This window comes from Paenibacillus sp. Soil750, from assembly GCF_001428045.1.
Lineage (GTDB): Bacteria > Bacillota > Bacilli > Paenibacillales > NBRC-103111 > Paenibacillus_E > Paenibacillus_E allorhizoplanae.
The window spans coordinates 408,648-424,838 of the sequence record NZ_LMSD01000012.1 but is presented as its reverse complement, the minus strand read 5'-3'; the positions used below and the strand labels follow the sequence as shown (position 1 = coordinate 424,838).

General features: G+C 43.0%; 10 protein-coding genes. All 10 read left to right on the top strand.

Annotated features, from left to right (window positions below):
• The first annotated feature begins 46 nt into the window (after window positions 1-46).
• Window positions 47-256: an alpha/beta-type small acid-soluble spore protein gene (locus tag ASL11_RS14195; protein ID WP_056615159.1), complete on the top strand. Its 210-nt coding sequence runs from the start codon at window positions 47-49 to the stop codon at window positions 254-256.
• Window positions 257-396: 140 nt separating this feature from the next.
• A complete protein-coding gene (locus tag ASL11_RS14190) occupies window positions 397-1,164 on the top strand; it encodes a sugar phosphate isomerase/epimerase family protein (protein ID WP_056615155.1) in 768 nt (255 codons plus the stop codon).
• A 168-nt stretch (window positions 1,165-1,332) separates the two neighbouring features.
• Window positions 1,333-1,779: a chemotaxis protein CheX gene (locus tag ASL11_RS14185; protein ID WP_056615152.1), complete on the top strand. Its 447-nt coding sequence runs from the start codon at window positions 1,333-1,335 to the stop codon at window positions 1,777-1,779.
• 18 nt (window positions 1,780-1,797) lie between these two features.
• Complete coding sequence (locus ASL11_RS14180) at window positions 1,798-2,154, top strand: response regulator (RefSeq protein ID WP_056615144.1); 357 nt, start codon at window positions 1,798-1,800, stop codon at window positions 2,152-2,154.
• Between the two features lie 334 nt (window positions 2,155-2,488).
• Window positions 2,489-2,893 (top strand): hypothetical protein, encoded by a 405-nt coding sequence (locus ASL11_RS14175; RefSeq protein ID WP_056615139.1) that lies wholly within the window; start codon window positions 2,489-2,491, stop codon window positions 2,891-2,893.
• Between the two features lie 20 nt (window positions 2,894-2,913).
• On the top strand, window positions 2,914-4,488 hold the full coding sequence (locus tag ASL11_RS14170) for a methyl-accepting chemotaxis protein (protein ID WP_056615137.1): 1,575 nt from the start codon (window positions 2,914-2,916) through the stop codon (window positions 4,486-4,488).
• A 16-nt stretch (window positions 4,489-4,504) separates the two neighbouring features.
• On the top strand, window positions 4,505-5,713 hold the full coding sequence (locus ASL11_RS14165; RefSeq protein WP_056615135.1) for a chemotaxis protein CheW: 1,209 nt from the start codon (window positions 4,505-4,507) through the stop codon (window positions 5,711-5,713).
• A 16-nt stretch (window positions 5,714-5,729) separates the two neighbouring features.
• Complete coding sequence (locus ASL11_RS14160; protein WP_056615130.1) at window positions 5,730-7,880, top strand: EAL domain-containing protein; 2,151 nt, start codon at window positions 5,730-5,732, stop codon at window positions 7,878-7,880.
• 393 nt (window positions 7,881-8,273) lie between these two features.
• Window positions 8,274-10,529 (top strand): right-handed parallel beta-helix repeat-containing protein, encoded by a 2,256-nt coding sequence (locus ASL11_RS14155; RefSeq protein ID WP_063795570.1) that lies wholly within the window; start codon window positions 8,274-8,276, stop codon window positions 10,527-10,529.
• 169 nt (window positions 10,530-10,698) lie between these two features.
• Window positions 10,699-16,041 carry a carboxypeptidase regulatory-like domain-containing protein gene (locus tag ASL11_RS35430; RefSeq protein ID WP_063795569.1) on the top strand — a complete coding sequence of 1,781 codons (5,343 nt, stop codon included), beginning with the start codon at window positions 10,699-10,701 and terminating at the stop codon, window positions 16,039-16,041.
• Window positions 16,042-16,191: the final 150 nt, after the last annotated feature.

Genomic DNA, 16,191 nt, shown 5'->3' with positions numbered 1-16,191 from the left:
ACACTCCACATCCTATGTTTACACCACAAGAAGGAGTGATTTACGAATGGCTAACAACAACACATTGCTAGTTCCACAGGCTAAAGCCGCTTTAAATCAATTGAAGTATGAAGTTGCGCAAGAATTAGGGATTGCCTTGCAACCAAATGGTTATAATGGAAACCTCCTTACACGCGACGCAGGTTCAATCGGTGGTACAATCACGAAGAGACTAGTACAAATCGCTGAACAACAACTGCAAGGCTTCAAACGCTAGACCATTGTTCTAGGTACATGTTTAAAAAGACTGCAATCACTTTTCCTACTCGGGTGATTGTAGTCTTTTTTTTCTTTACAAATCAAATCGTTTAGGGAATTATGTAAGTTGAGACTATGTTAAAGTGAGAGGAAGCAACTATGATTTTACCTGGACTTGTATCCATCACATTTCGTGAAAGATCAGCAATTGAAATTCTCGAATTAAGCAGCAAATGTGGGTTGAAGGCCATTGAATGGTCGGAGAACGCGCATGTACAACCTGGGGATGTGGCTGGCGCACACAATCTGTACACAAGAACAATCGATTCCGGGATGCAGGTAGCTGCATATGGTTCTTATTTTCGATTGCTTGCAAACCAACAACCTGAGCAAGTTTTTCGAGAGAGCCTGATTGCTGCGAAAGCGTTGCATGCTCCGCTCATTCGCATATGGGCAGGAACTGTACCCTCTTCGGCAGCAACCCCTGAATATTATGCTCGCATAGCTAAAGAAGCTAAACTTATTGCTGAGATGGCTGCAGATGAAGGAATAAAACTTGCGCTTGAGTGGCATAGAGGGACTTTAACGGACACGAATCATTCTGCTCTGCAGCTGTTGGATGAGGCAGATCATCCCAATCTATATTGTTTGTGGCAGCCAACACCGGAACTCTCCATGAAGGAACGTTGTGAAGGACTGCATGAATTAGCGGCGCGCAAGAAGCTGTTAAACCTTCATGCTTATTATTGGGATGGCGATATTCGCAGACCATTTGCTGAGGGGATTCACGAGTGGTCTCAGTACTTGGCACTGATAGATAGCCATGAACATCGCTACATGCTAATGGAGTTTGTTATGGGTAACACAGTTGAACAATTTAGAACAGATGCCGCAGCATTAACGCAATTATTAAATCATTTATCTTAAAGTCTTAAACATATAAACGGAGCACCGCGATAAGCGAGCTCCGTTTTTTTCCATTTTCACATACATCTTTAACAATTAGGAGTGTAGTTACCTAACAATTATAGGCTAAAGTGAGTGTATTGAACGAAGTTATAACCGGTTACAACCAACTGGATAGGGGAGAGAAGCATGACTCAGAACTTGCAAAATTTATTATTGGATAGTGTCCGAGTATCAATTGGCAACATGCTACCACAATCGTTAGATCAAACCGAAGTTAGTATAAGTAATGAACCGATCCGTAAGGATGAGATTGGCGTCTCCATCAATTTCACGAATAGTGAGTATTGTATGATTCTAGACGGGCAGCGCGTCGTATTTAGCCGAATGAGTGAAGCGATTTTTGGGATGTATATGGAAGGTGAAATGCTGGATAGCTGTGTGAGTGAAATTGCCAACATTATTGCAGGCAGAACCACCACGATCCTTGGTGAACAAGGTGTTGCACTGGATATTACGCCGCCGTCTTTATTGGAGGAAAATTATCATTTTGACAATCAGGCCAACAAGCTGATGTTGCCCATATCCATTCAGACGGTGGGAGATATCCGTGTAGTTCTATTGAAAGAGTATTGATAAGAGGAGTGAGAGATCATGGCAAAAATTTTAATCGTAGATGATGCAGCTTTCATGCGTATGATGCTGAAGGATATTTTGACGAAAGGCGGACATGATGTTGTTGGTGAAGCAGAAAATGGACTTGTAGCTATCCAGAAGTATCAGGAGCTTAAACCGGATATAGTAACCATGGATATCACGATGCCTGAGATGGAAGGTGTAGAAGCTGTTAAGGAAATTAGGAAAAAAGATGCGAATGCGAAAATTGTGATGTGCTCAGCCATGGGGCAGCAAGGCATGGTTGTACAAGCGATTCAGGCTGGAGCCAAGGATTTCATCGTCAAGCCATTTCAAGGTGATCGTGTTCTGGACGCCATACGTAGAGCTATATAATACATAAAGAAGAACGCTCATCCTTCGCTGAATCAAGCATAAGGGTGGGCTTTTTTTTGTCCCGTTTTATACGTGGATAGTCAATGGGATTGGGTTCTAAGTCTTATATTTGTAAGGAATGTGTAGGTCTAAAGACTATTAATTACGACAAATTCCTTACAAATTAGGACTTTTCTCATGATTTTTACCCGATTTCAAATAAACATTAGCTAATTATTAGTAAAAAACATGTTTAGCTAAAATCCGAAATAGAAGTTTCACAACATTTCATAGATAAGATAAGGATACTGAGAAATAACAAACTTTGTTATGGAATTGCGAGGTGCCTACAACTATGAATCTAATCCACTACTACCGCGAGCAATTTCTCGAATTAAAATCACAATTCGAGCCGAATTGGGAAGAGGAGCCATTCTTTCAATATGGATTTCGATGGAATGCGTTTACGACGAATATGTATAGAGAATTTTTTCAGATGTCACAAATGCAAAATGAACCATTGTGCTTAATGTATGCGATTGAACTTCCTGAGAAATACAAGAACACGAATATAAGTGAAGTTGTTAAGAGTGTATCTTCTTCCTACGAGCTTTCCATGTATTATTTCTCGGACAAGATTCTTTTAACATCTTGTATCTCGATTGAAAATTTACAACAAACATCATTAGGTTTTTTAAATCAAGCACGTGGGGAAATCATTGATATTGTGTTCTCAGCCATTCAATTAAAAGAAGTGTAACCAACAATTAGGGGGATTTAATGATGAAGGCAACAATTAGAATGAAATTATTAGCAGGATTTATCCTTGTACTCGTACTCACATTTACAGTAGGGCTAGTGGCTATGATGAGTATGAACTCCATTCAAAAATCAGCAGTAAATGTACAGGGGAATTGGCTGCCTAGTATCCTCAAAATAGATCAAATCAAAACTGATTTCTTTGAAGTTAGAGTGGCTTTTCATCAAATCATTCTTGAAACAGATCCAGATAAAATCGCTAGTGCTCAGACCAACATCCTACAAAACAAAGAAAATGCATTAAAAGAAATGAAAGCATATGCGGAATTAGTAAACTCAGGGGAAGAAACGAAAATTTATGACGAGATATTGGCTTCAATGACAACTTATATGAACCAAGCGGATACGATTATTGGGCTAGCAAGCAAGAATGAAGATAAGTTGGCATATGATGCGATCACGCAAGTAAGACCAGCTCGTACACAAACAACGGATTTATTCGAAAAGTGGATCCACTATAATGAGGTAGGTGCCAAAGATGAAGTGGATACAGCTGTATCCGAGAATCAATCAGGCACATTGACCATTATTGTACTTGGTGCATTTGCAATCTTGATCGGGATTAGTGTGGCTTTGTATATGTCAGGCAGTATCTCGAAAACCGTTCAATCCCTTCTATCCGTCGTCACGAAAGCATCTGAAGGCGACTTGAGAGAGAAAGCAACTTCGAAAACTAAGGACGAGCTTGGCGCATTGGCCGAGGCGTTTAATGATATGCTAGAAAATCTCCGAGTGCTCATCAGTAAAACGGTATCTTCCTCTCAAAATGTTGCAGCTGCTGCAGAAGAAATTTCTGCGACAACGGAGCAAATCGCCAAAGGTAGCATGCATCAAGCGGAATCAACGCAAACCGTAAATAGCTTGTTTAAAGAACTTTCACTTGCCATTGACTCTGTTGCTCAAAATGCAGAGGTGGTTGCGGAGCTGTCAGAACAAACTAGAAACGGTGCCAAAGAGGGTGGAATCGCTGTACAAGCTTCTATTACTTCAATGGGGAATGTATCGAAGCAGATGTCTTTACTTGAGCAAGATGCACAAAAGATTGGCCAAATTATTGAGGTCATTGATGATATTGCTGATCAAACAAATTTATTAGCACTTAATGCTGCAATCGAAGCAGCAAGAGCAGGGGAACAGGGCAGAGGCTTCGCGGTGGTTGCGGAAGAGGTTAGAAAACTAGCTGAACGCAGCGGTGAAGCGACGAAGCAAATTGCCATTATTATTAAAGGCATGCAAACGAATACGGATTTGAGTGTCAAAGCTGTTTCAGAAGCTGCCGATCTGTCGGAACGCACAGGAATCCAGTTTGATAATATCGTTCGGATGGTCGCGAATACGGCACAACAAGTGACAGAAATCGCTGCCGCTAGCGAGCAGCAATCTGCTCAATCAGAAGAAGTGCTCAGCTTTATTCAAAACATTGCCTCCGTAAGCCAGGAATCTGCGGCTGCTGCCGAGGAAACGGCAAGCTCTTCGCAATCCTTAGCTTCCTTAGCAGATGATTTGAATCAATCCGTTTCCAATTTCAAAGTGTGAGAGGACAGGGTTGCACATGACAACGACGGTCACTCCTTTATATGTTGAAGGTCAGATTGGGCAGGAGCATTATGCCTTCTCTATCGCGTATATTCAAGAAATCATTAAGATGCATGAGATTACCGTTTTGCCAGGAAATAAGAAAAATTTGCGTGGGGTCATCAATTTACGCGGCATTACGGCAGAGCAAGTAACGGAATTGTCAGGCAGAGGCGTTGGGATGGATATTGTCCGTTCGCATATTGAGAAGTTGAATGGGCTGATTGACATCGAGACAGCAATTGGCAAAGGAACCACGATTACCTTGAAATTGCCTTTAACTTTGGCCATTATTCGCTCGCTTCTTGTCCGTCAAGCTCAGCGGACGATCGCAGTACCTCTATCGAACATTATTGAAATTTTCAGATACAATGAACAGGAAATTCAATTGCTTCATGGTCAAGAAATTTGTCATGTGCGAGGTGAAATCCTGCCTTTACTGCGGTTGAATACCTTACTTTCGCCTGGGAACAGCTTGAACGAAGAGGCTTCTACGACCAAGAAGTCGATACTTATGATTGGGATGGCAGAGAAACGGATTTGTCTTGTCGTGGACCAATTAATTGCCAACCAAGAAATCGTCATTAAATCCTTAGATGATATCGTTGGTCACATTCCGTATATTGCTGGAACGACTATCCTTGGAGATGGACTGGTTGCCCTCATTCTAGATGTGAACGCGATGATGCAGAAATCATCATCTGGACATGTTCGTTTCGGGATGAAGGATCGAGCCAATAAAGGCAAACACAATACGAAGCGAGAACTGGTCACCGTTCATTTCGATGCGGAATGGTACGGCTTCCATCTGGAACATGTGCAAGAAATTTTGGCGATGCCATCTTTGACGAAGATTGCTGGGGCTGCCCCTAATGTGCTGGGCGTCATGAATATTAGAGAAGAATTGCTGATGGTTTATGACTTGCGTAGCAGTATGGGATTGTCAACACAATCCCGTTCCGCGAAATCTCGTGTTCTCATCGTGCGGGATGAGGAACAATCCATTGGTATTGCTGTGGATTCCGTAACCGAAATTGTAACTGTGTTTGAGCACGATTCCAATGAAGAGATTGTTCAAAGCAGAGCCTCGCTTTCTACGATTCGGAGTATTTATAAGAAAGATGATCGGCTTATCCAAGTTTTCGATCGAGAGCAGCTCCTCTCGCAGTTGAAGATGAATACTTAAGAATCAGGTGACAAGTATGAGAACATTCCGTGTCTTAATTGTCGATGACTCCATCGTAATGCGAAATATGATTGCCAAACTCTTTGATCAAGATCCACAATTTACGGTAGTAGGATTCGCAGTTAATGGTGCTAATGCATTGGACAAAATCGTAGAACTACAGCCAGATCTGGTCACACTCGACATCGAGATGCCGGAAATGGACGGTTTAACGGCTTTGAATCAAATTATGACGTTTCATCCCGTACCGGTTATTATGCTGAGCAGCTACACGGAAGAAGGCTCAAACGCAGCGATGAAAGCTCTGGAGTACGGAGCAATGGACTTTTTTCAGAAGGAAACTCTTTTTCAGAAAACACGTAATGCGCTGACGGAAGAAGAATTTCTGCTAAGGTGCAAAACCGCCATGAGAAAAAAGTTATTCCTACGTAATGAAACCAACATGCTAGGGAAAGAGCAATCCGTCAAAAGTCATATTGAAATGCTCACCTTTCTACTTAAAATGGAAGAGGATCTGCTTCAATTTCAAGAGGAGCTTCATCAGAAGATTAGGCAGCAAAACGGACTGTTAATGAAATTTCGAAAAGAACAGGATGAATTTATCTACACCACATGGCAAGGCTCCTTGTTCGATCGACTGGGGATCAAAGAGGCACAAGCGATTGGTAAGGATATCCACACTATCTTCCCCAAATATATGGCAGATCACATGCTGCAATACTATGAATGGGCTTGGTCGATGGGAGAGGTTGTTGATTTCGAAACGGAATGGCATGGCTATTATTTCTTAACGGTGCTTCGACCGATCAAAAATAATGGCGTCATTCGCGAGATCATCTCCTTAACTGTCGATATTACGGAGTCGCGGAGTATGGAGGAGAGGATTCGGTATTTGGTCCATCATGATCCCTTAACAGGCCTTCCCAATCGACAGGTATTAACGAAATGGATTGAAGAGGCCATCGTACAGAAGGAGCGCTTCGCCGTAGTATTCGTGAATCTAGACCAGTTCAAATTGGCGAATGAAACGTTAGGGCATGATATTGGTGATCGGATTCTTCAGGTCATCGCGCGGAGATTGAAGAATAGCTTTCTGACTCATAATCTGCATGTTTTTCGAGTTGGCAGTGATGAATTTATCGGGCTCGTGAAGCATACATCGAAGGATGAGCTGGATGTCTATACACAGAACATTGTTCAAAGTATCAATCAACCGATTCGGATCCGGGAGCATGAGATCTACATTTCACCATCCATTGGGATTAGTCAGTTTCCAGAGGATGACCAAGATCCTGAAACGCTCGTTCGTTTCGCCGATATTGCGATGGATTACGCGAAGGAGCTCGGCGGAAATCAAGTTCAGTATTTCAGCCCGCACATCTATGCCAAAATCGAGAGGCGAATGACGCTTGAAAAGCATCTGCGTAAAGCGCTGGAGAAGAACGAGTTTATCCTGATGTACCAACCGCAGGTCAACGTGATTGAAAATAAAATCGTCGGCTTTGAAAGTTTAATCCGTTGGGATAGCCCACAGCTTGGGCTGGTTTCACCCCTAGAATTTATTCCGATTGCGGAAGAAACAGGTCTTATTTATCCCATTGGCAAATGGGTGATCGAGGAGGCTTGTTCTCAGAATAAGCACTGGCAGAGGCTAGGATTACCAAAGGTGACCATGGCTGTGAATTTATCATCGAAGCAGTTCTACGATAGATCGCTTTGTGAACAAATTTCCAATATCCTACAAGATACGGGGCTCGAGCCTCAGTACTTGGAGTTGGAGATTACAGAAAGTATGACGATGGATGTTCAAGTCGCTCTAGCGACATTAAATAGCTTTAAGAATATGGGGTTGCAGATCGCCATGGATGACTTTGGGACAGGCTACAGCTCATTGAGTTACTTGAAAGAATTTCCGATACATCATCTGAAAATTGACCAGTCTTTCGTGAAGGATATATCAGTAAACCCGACACATGCAGCTATCGTCAACACCATCATCACCTTGGCTCGCAATCTGAAGATTAATGTCATTGCAGAAGGGGTAGAGAATGAGGAGGATTTACGCCTGCTGCAAGACTTTCATTGCGATACGGTACAAGGGTACTTGTTTGGTAGACCAGTCGAGGCAGACCAAGTACCTGAGATTTTTGCAAGGTTTGGAAGATGACCATTGGGAATCCGATAGTATGGAGGGGATTGTACTAAATAAATAGTTGAAATTCTGTCAGCGATGCCTAGTGGCATTCGCTTTTTTTTTTTGAGATATGACTGTGGGCAGGTGCCGCTAGGGGTAGGAGGAATCCATCCATTTATTTCCTTATAAAATGAAAGAAAATTGTTCATTTCCCCCCTATGTTCTGCCTTCATTGTCAACTATACTGAACTCAAAATTGAATAGGCAGGCAAAAACAACACGACAGTATGAACTATCGACGTGCCAGGTTGCTTAGCTTAAGGGAGGACTGATTAGAAAGAAGGTTAGGAATGAAGCACGAACGCAAGTAAGTCGTTTTATTTTCATAAAAAGTTAAGCGCTTACAATTAGAAGGAGGCAAGGATCATGGGATTATTATTGAAAAAAGGTAAGAGCTTAGGTGCTTTCGTCGTAACCATTATGATGATGTTCTCATTATTGATAGTGCTCCTACCGGCAACCGTATTTGCTGCAAATACAACTTACTATGTCGACGCTGTCAACGGCAGCGATTCCAACAATGGCACAAGTACGGCAACTGCGTGGAAAACATTGACGAAAGTGAATAGTACAACGTTCCAGCCAGGCGATCGCATTTTATTTGAAGCCGGAAATACCTGGGTGGGTCAGTTATATCCGAAAGGCTCGGGTACATCAGGGAGCCCAATCATCATTGATCAGTACGGCACAGGAGCCAAACCAAAGTTTCAAGGACAAGGCGCGGTGAAGGCTACTGTCTATTTGTACAATCAGCAGTATTGGGAAATTCACAATCTAGATATTAGTAATCAAACAACGAGTTCTGTAGGTGATCTTCGAGGTGTACATATTACCGGTGCAGATATTGGTACGCTCAGTTACTTCCGTTTAGATGGGCTAAATGTTCATGATGTGAGCGGAGAAGTGAATTGGATTGGCGGCGATGTGGCCGATAATGCAACAGGTATCACGTTCCAGACGGGGTGGGATCGCTCCAAACGAACTGGCGGCATTGTATTTGATATGTCTACGAACGTGCTAGCGCCGGCCGCAGCAACCATAAAGAGCAAATTCAACGATGTGGTCATTTCCAACAGTTCTATTAAGGACACTTCTTTTGGGGGGATTATTTTCAAGCAATATACGGGGGATGGAAAAGATAACAATGGGAATCCCTCCGTTTCGGTAGGTTGGGGTGTTCGCAGCTCCGCTTCGGATACGAATTGGTATCCTTTTACGAATATCACGATTAAGAATAACTTCATTAGCCAAGCAAACACGATTTATGGTTGTAATGGTATTTATATGACAGATGTTAAGGGTGGGTTGATTGAGAATAATGTCGTTGCTGCGGCGGGGACTTCGGGTATCGAAACCTACTATGCGGACGATGTTGTTATACAGAAGAACGAGACTTATGGTGTGGTGAAAAAAGCCGGTGGTGCCGACTACAACGGCATCGATACGGATAAAGGTACGACGAAACAGGTCGTCCAATACAATTACATTCATGGCAATGGGGATGGGATCCTGCTGTGTCAATTCAGCTTTGGCGACTCGATCATCCGATACAATGTAATTACAGGCAATTCGAGATATCAAATTTATCTCCATTCCGATTCGGCTGCGACCTCGCAAATTTATAATAATACGATCTATAATACGAATAGCACGTATTTGATTTATGGCTATGGGTCCTATATTAATGCTAGCTATAATATAAGAAATAACATTCTGGATTCAACACAGAGTTCAGCTGTACTAACGACTGGCGGAGGCATTGCCTACAATACGAATAGTTATTATGGGACTGGACTTACCATTCCAGCGGGAGATGCGAATCCGAGAACAGGCGATCCGAAATTAGTCAGCCCAGGGACTGGCGGAACGGGTACTGAAACGAGTGGACCTGCAATGAGCACATTAGGGGGCTATAAGATTCAAACGAGCTCGCCGATCATTAATCAAGGAGTTACGATTACATCCAATGGTGGATTTGATTTCTGGGGGGATACGTTATACACAGGCGCAGCAGATATTGGTGCTGATGAAACGCAGATTACGGGAGGCACTACGGGACCTACTTACTTGGTAAATGATACATTCGATGCGGTGACTACTGGCAGTGCCCCAACAGGTTGGACCATTGCCAACGGCACCAGTCCGAATGCCATTACCGTGCAAGCCGTACCAAGTGCAACCGATAAGAGCGTACAGCTTAGCAAGCCGACAGCATCGGCCAAAACCTCTATGTCCAAATCGTTTGGAGCAACAAGTGGTACAATTACTATTGAGGCCAGAGTTAAACGAAGTGAAACAACGTCATGGTGGTGCTTGCCGTACCTCTATGACAGCACAGGCGTCGTTGCTGAATCAATCGCTATGGATACAGGGAATATCAAAGCGAATGTTAACGGGACTTGGACGACCATTCAAGCCTTCACGGCGAACACTTGGTATGATTTCAAAGTTGTTCTAGATACGAATACCGATAAATTTGATTTCTATGTGAATGGCACGTTGAAGCTATCCCAGGCAACGATGCGAGCAGCTGTTTCTAATGTTTCCAAGATTGAATTCTATGGGGATAACTCACAAACGGGTACAACGAACGTAGACAATGTAAAAGTATATACACCATAACGATTTGTATTGTTAAATCCCGAATTGCCGGAGACGGCGATTTGGGATTTTTGGTGCGAAGTGAAGCGGAATGCTTGAATAGTGAAAGAGAATCATTCATTTACCTACTGGTTTTGAGCGGAAAATCGATCGTATAATATGGCATATTGAAATTAAGAGGAGGTCACACATGTTGCTTCAGCCAAAAAGATTGAAATGGTCATCCTTGATCCTCGCCATTGTACTCGTGTTTGGAATTGTAAGTTCTCTTCTTCCTGTATCACGCGTTCAGGCATCACCCGTCACGGGGATGACCTACTATGTAGATGCGACAGGAGGTAATGATTCGCATACAGGTACGAGTGAAAACTCAGCATGGCAAACGTTAGAAAAAGTAAACGCTACCACGTTTCAACCTGGGGATCAGATTTTGCTGAAGTCAGGTGAAGTTTGGGAAGGTCAGTTATGGCCTAAGGGCTCAGGTAGTCCAGGTATGCCAATCATCCTTGATCAATATGGCAGTGGGAATAAGCCTATTATTCAAGGGAAAGGCTTGGTAGAAGATGCGGTTCGTTTATTCAATCAGGAGTATTGGGAGATTCATCATTTAGATGTATCCAACGCTAAGCCAGCAACGGCAACACCAGGCGAGAACCTTGGTGATTACAGAGGCATTCATATCTCTGGTGATAATAGTACAACATTGGACTATTTCCGTATCGTAGCTGTCGATGTTCATGATGTAACAGGGCAAATCAACTGGATTAGCGGTACACAGCCAGTTCCACCGCAACCGGGTATTCGCTTCAAGACAGGCTGGGACGGCTCCAAAAAAACAGGAGGCATCGTATTCGACACGGCAGTGCCGAATATATTTAGTCCCCCGAGTCAAGCGACTGTTATAAATGATGTAGTCGTGGAACAATCCACAATTACGAATACTTCTTTTGCGGGTATTACTTTTAAGCAATACACAGGGGATGGGAAGGATGCGGATGGGAATACCATTGCCGTATCGACGGGCTGGGGCGAACGTGCCAATGGAACCGATCCGAAATTCACACCGCATACCAATATTATTATTAGAGACAATTATATAACGCAAAAAGATACGGCATATGGCTGTAATGCGATGTATTTGACGGATATAAGAGGCGGACTTGTTGAAAATAATGTCGTCTATAAAGCAGGAACATCAGGGATTGAAATGTACTATGCAGATGATATCGTCGTGCAGCACAATGAGGTTTATGAGACCACGCAAAAAGCGGGCGGAGCCGATTCCAATGGGATTGATCCAGATAAAGGGACTACGAAGATTGTCATTCAATATAACTATATTCATGATAATGGGGATGGCATTCTCATTTGCCAATTTGTATTCGGCGATACTGTGATTCGTAATAATGTGATTAAAAGCAACACCAGATATCCCATTTATCTGCATTCGGATAAGAAGGCGATAGCTGAAGTGTATAACAATACGATCTATAATGATAAAAGTAATTATTTGATCTATGGATATGGCACATCCTTAGACGCTACCTACAACATTCGTAATAATAATCTGTATACGACACGTGCAGGCGCGACGATTACTACAAGTGGAACTACGTTCTACGAGAATAACAATTATTTTGGTACCGGGTTAATGATTCCTACTAGTGATACCAAGGCCTTACAAGCAGATCCGAAATTTGTTAGCACAGTGACGGGCCCTTCGGGAACAATCGAAACAGGACCTAGATTAGATTCAGCGCTGGGTTTTCGTTCAAAGTCAGGTTCAGCTATGATCAATGCCGGAATTGCGATGCCAAATAACGGATCGAAAGATTATGCAGGTAAAACGCTGTATAACGGACTCCCGGATATCGGGGCATTTGAATATTACACAGGAGCAGGCAGCACAACCGAATCAGTGAACGGAAAAGTAAAGGATGGCTCTGGCAAAGCAGTTGCTGGAGCGAAAGTATCCATGGTTGTCAATACGGTGAATTATTCGGCAACCAGTGATGCGAAAGGCTCTTTCGTGATTGCAGATGTACCTTTAGCTACGGGGGTAGAGCTTAAAGCTGAAAAAACGGGTTATTTGACCTCGACCTCGACAATCGCTATTCAACCACCGAATATGACGACATTGGATATTGTCATTACCTCCACAAGTCCTTATGGCAGCCTGCGCGGAAGCATTTTGGATGAGAAGATGTCCGCTCTTGAGGGAGTTTCTGCCAAAGTTATGTATGAAGGTGAGGAAATTGTTAGCGGAACAACCGATAGTACGGGAACTTTGCAATTAGGCCAGGTGCCGATCGGTGAGAATTACACAATTATGCTCTCGAAAGCAGGCTACTTTACCGTGTCCAAAGGGAATGTCACCATTACACCAGAGAGTCTTACGGATATTGGCAAAGTCCTGCTATCGAGCAAACAACCGCAAGTGCTTTACAATCATACATTTAATAGTCTTTCAACAGGAGCATTGAGCTCGGGGAATAATTTAACAATCAGCACCAGTGGCGGAAGTGTTGAGGTCGCTGAGGTCCCTAGTGTGTCAGATAAAAGTGTTCTCTTAACGAGAAGCAGCAACTCGGAAAGCACGAGTCTGTCTCAAACATTTGCTACACCACTAACGGGGATTGTCACCATTGAAGCCGATTTGAAACGAAAAGACACGTATGTCAGTGGGAATAACTGGATCAGCTTGCCCTATGTGTATGGCAGTACGAATCTAACGAACCCTGGCATTAGCTTTGCTTTTGATAAAGGCACGATGAAAGGATATAAAGGTACAACGTCGACTGATTTTATGAAGTATGTTGTAGGCCAATGGTATAACATGCGTATGGTGATCGACATGGCTGCACAAAGTTTCGATCTATACATCGATGGTCAAAAGATAGTAGACCATGCCGCATACCGAATCGCAATGGCGGATATTAAGAAGATCGATTTCTATGCGAATAGCTCCAATTATGGCAGTGTTTATGTCGATAATATCCGAGTTACGCAAGGGATTGGTTACTCAAAAACAGATGCAACACTTGCAGAGTTATCCAGTGATGCAGGAACATTAACACGTTCGGATGAAACACATTACGCGATACAAGTGCCAAGTAATGTGGAGCATGTGAATCTGACACCTATCGCTAGCAGTCCGAATGTAAAATCAATTCTTGTAAACGGCGTACCTGTGGGAAGTGGAAATAGTTCTGATTCCATTACTTTAACTGGAGATGACACAAACATTCCCGTTGTTGTAACAGCAGAAGATAATTTGACAACGGTCGTAAATACGGTTTCAATTCATCGGATCTCTGCTCAAGTCGATGCATCTTTACAAGGTCTACTTGTGAATGGTGGTACATTATCACCTGATTTTGATCCGAACATAACGCTATATCAAGTCAATGTACCCTATGATATTCATGACATCACACTCGTTCCGACAGCAGGCAACAGCCAAGCGGATATCACGATCAATGGAAAAACGGTGTTAAGTGGTGCAACTTCAGATGCAATTCCTTTATTGGAAGGACAAAATAGTGTTGTGGTTTACGTAGTCTCACCTGATGGAACTGCTAACAAAACATACGAGATTACCGTCAACAGGGCAAATAGTCCTTATGGTCAAATAGCAGGAACTGTCATGGATCAAAGCAACCATATCGTATATGGTGCTCATGTGACGCTTACTAAGCTTGGCGAGTCAAGAACTACGATAACAGATGCTTCTGGTACATTTACCTTCTCTGACGTGGTGCCTGATACAGAATATACGATCACAGCACAAAAAGCAGGCTATGATGAAGCGGCGTTGGACAATGTCACTGTGACGGTTGGACAGACTACATTGGTGAACCCATTGTCCTTACAAGCACACGGAGTAATAGCATCTTTAACAGGCGCCGCAGAAGCGAAAACGGGACAATCGATGCAATCTTCGTTCCAAATTAACAATGTGTCAAGCAGTGTGTACTCGGCCGTGTATTCGGTTGACCTCATCGTCGACTTCGATTGGACAAAACTGCAGTGGATATCTACACTTCCAAGCTCATCGCAATTGCAAATTATTCAGGGTGATCAAACAACTGAGGGATCACTTACGATAAAGGTGTTGATGGCGGATGTCAATCAAGCTATCCCGCCTGATACCGATCTCTTCGTTGTAAATTGGAAGGTTAAAGATTTAGTTTCCTCTGGTGAAACAGTAGTCAGATTAACGAAATCTGATTTAACGAATGGTCGGGGAGATCTATTTCAAGCAACGGCTTCAGAGCATGCGTTTGAGATCAAACGAGAAGTGATTGTAGATCCAACACCTGATCCAACGCCAGATCCAGATCCGACACCAACACCTGATCCAGATCCTGTGACGAAGCCAGACACCGGACAGAATACGACGAAAGACCCGTCCCAACTTTTGCTAGAGTCGAACGACCAAGGAACTGCTATGATTTCGAGGGCTAACTTAGCAAGTGCTATTCAATCAACACCAAATGATCCAAATGGCCAAAAGGTGATCGTTGTTAACTTGAAATCCAACCCGTCTATAGATCAATTTGGCCTGCTGCTCCCAGCAGATCTGTTGAAGGCGAACGAGCATGCATTTGAACTTAAGCTTCAATCGGAGTTGGGCACTATTGTAATCTCTGATCAAATGCTCAAAGGTCTCGACAATGTAGGTGACATGGTGGAAATTCGCTTAACGAAAGCTAACTCGATTGACAATCATCCTGTTTACGACGTACAACTGTTTGCGAATGGACAGTCGATTGCATGGCATAATCCTGAAGCACCAGTCACAATTCAGATTCCTTATTTACCATCAGAACAAGAAAAGCAGAATCTGGATCATATCGTCGTATTTTATATCGATCCACAAGGACAGATGATACCTGTACCGAATGGGCATTATGACGTCCAGTCAGGTCAAGCCATCTTTACAACTAAACATTTTAGTCAGTATGCAATTATGTATAAGAGTCCGACTTTCACTGATCTAGCTTCAGTGAACTGGGCTCAAGCGTCGATTAAAACACTTGCAGCCAAGGGAGTTATTGAAGGCAGAAATGTACACGAGTTCGACCCACAAAGCAGCATTACACGAGCAGATTTCATTGTTCTATTGATGCGAGCATTGGATCTACCAGCGCGTACAGCGGATGCCTTCACGGATGTTGAAAGCAGTAACTATTATTTCAATGCGCTTACCAATGCTAAGGCATATGGCATTACAACGGGTACTGGAAATAACCTTTTTGAACCGAGTAAACAGATCACACGTGAGGATACGATGGTACTGACCGCAAGGGCGCTTCAAGTAAGTAAGCAGCTGCCTAGTCGTCCAAGTTCAATAGAGGCAAAACTAGACTATAAAGATGCTTCCGACATTTCTGACTACGCCAAAGGTAGCATTGCAGCCCTTACCGCCGAAGGCTTTGTTCAAGGTGATGAAACAGGCATTCATCCGAAGCAGGACCTCTCCCGCGCACAAGCGGCCGTTCTGATTCATCGTATTGTAGTGAATAAGTAAATCGTATATAGGTAAGACCCAGAGCGACAGTGCTCTGGGTCTTCTTTTTTTTACTGTGAAATAGTGAAAGAACTTCATTCGATGCGCAATGTAACTAATATGTGATGCCTTTTATAATAAAACTATAAGATAACAAGCGAATCACGTAGC

Coding starts and splice junctions, on each gene's coding strand:
- ASL11_RS14160 (WP_056615130.1), top strand. CDS start 5,730: ATGAGAACATTCCGTGTCTTAATTGTCGATGACTCCATCGTAATGCGA.
- ASL11_RS14165 (WP_056615135.1), top strand. CDS start 4,505: ATGACAACGACGGTCACTCCTTTATATGTTGAAGGTCAGATTGGGCAG.
- ASL11_RS14185 (WP_056615152.1), top strand. CDS start 1,333: ATGACTCAGAACTTGCAAAATTTATTATTGGATAGTGTCCGAGTATCA.
- ASL11_RS35430 (WP_063795569.1), top strand. CDS start 10,699: ATGTTGCTTCAGCCAAAAAGATTGAAATGGTCATCCTTGATCCTCGCC.
- ASL11_RS14195 (WP_056615159.1), top strand. CDS start 47: ATGGCTAACAACAACACATTGCTAGTTCCACAGGCTAAAGCCGCTTTA.
- ASL11_RS14180 (WP_056615144.1), top strand. CDS start 1,798: ATGGCAAAAATTTTAATCGTAGATGATGCAGCTTTCATGCGTATGATG.
- ASL11_RS14175 (WP_056615139.1), top strand. CDS start 2,489: ATGAATCTAATCCACTACTACCGCGAGCAATTTCTCGAATTAAAATCA.
- ASL11_RS14170 (WP_056615137.1), top strand. CDS start 2,914: ATGATGAAGGCAACAATTAGAATGAAATTATTAGCAGGATTTATCCTT.
- ASL11_RS14155 (WP_063795570.1), top strand. CDS start 8,274: ATGGGATTATTATTGAAAAAAGGTAAGAGCTTAGGTGCTTTCGTCGTA.
- ASL11_RS14190 (WP_056615155.1), top strand. CDS start 397: ATGATTTTACCTGGACTTGTATCCATCACATTTCGTGAAAGATCAGCA.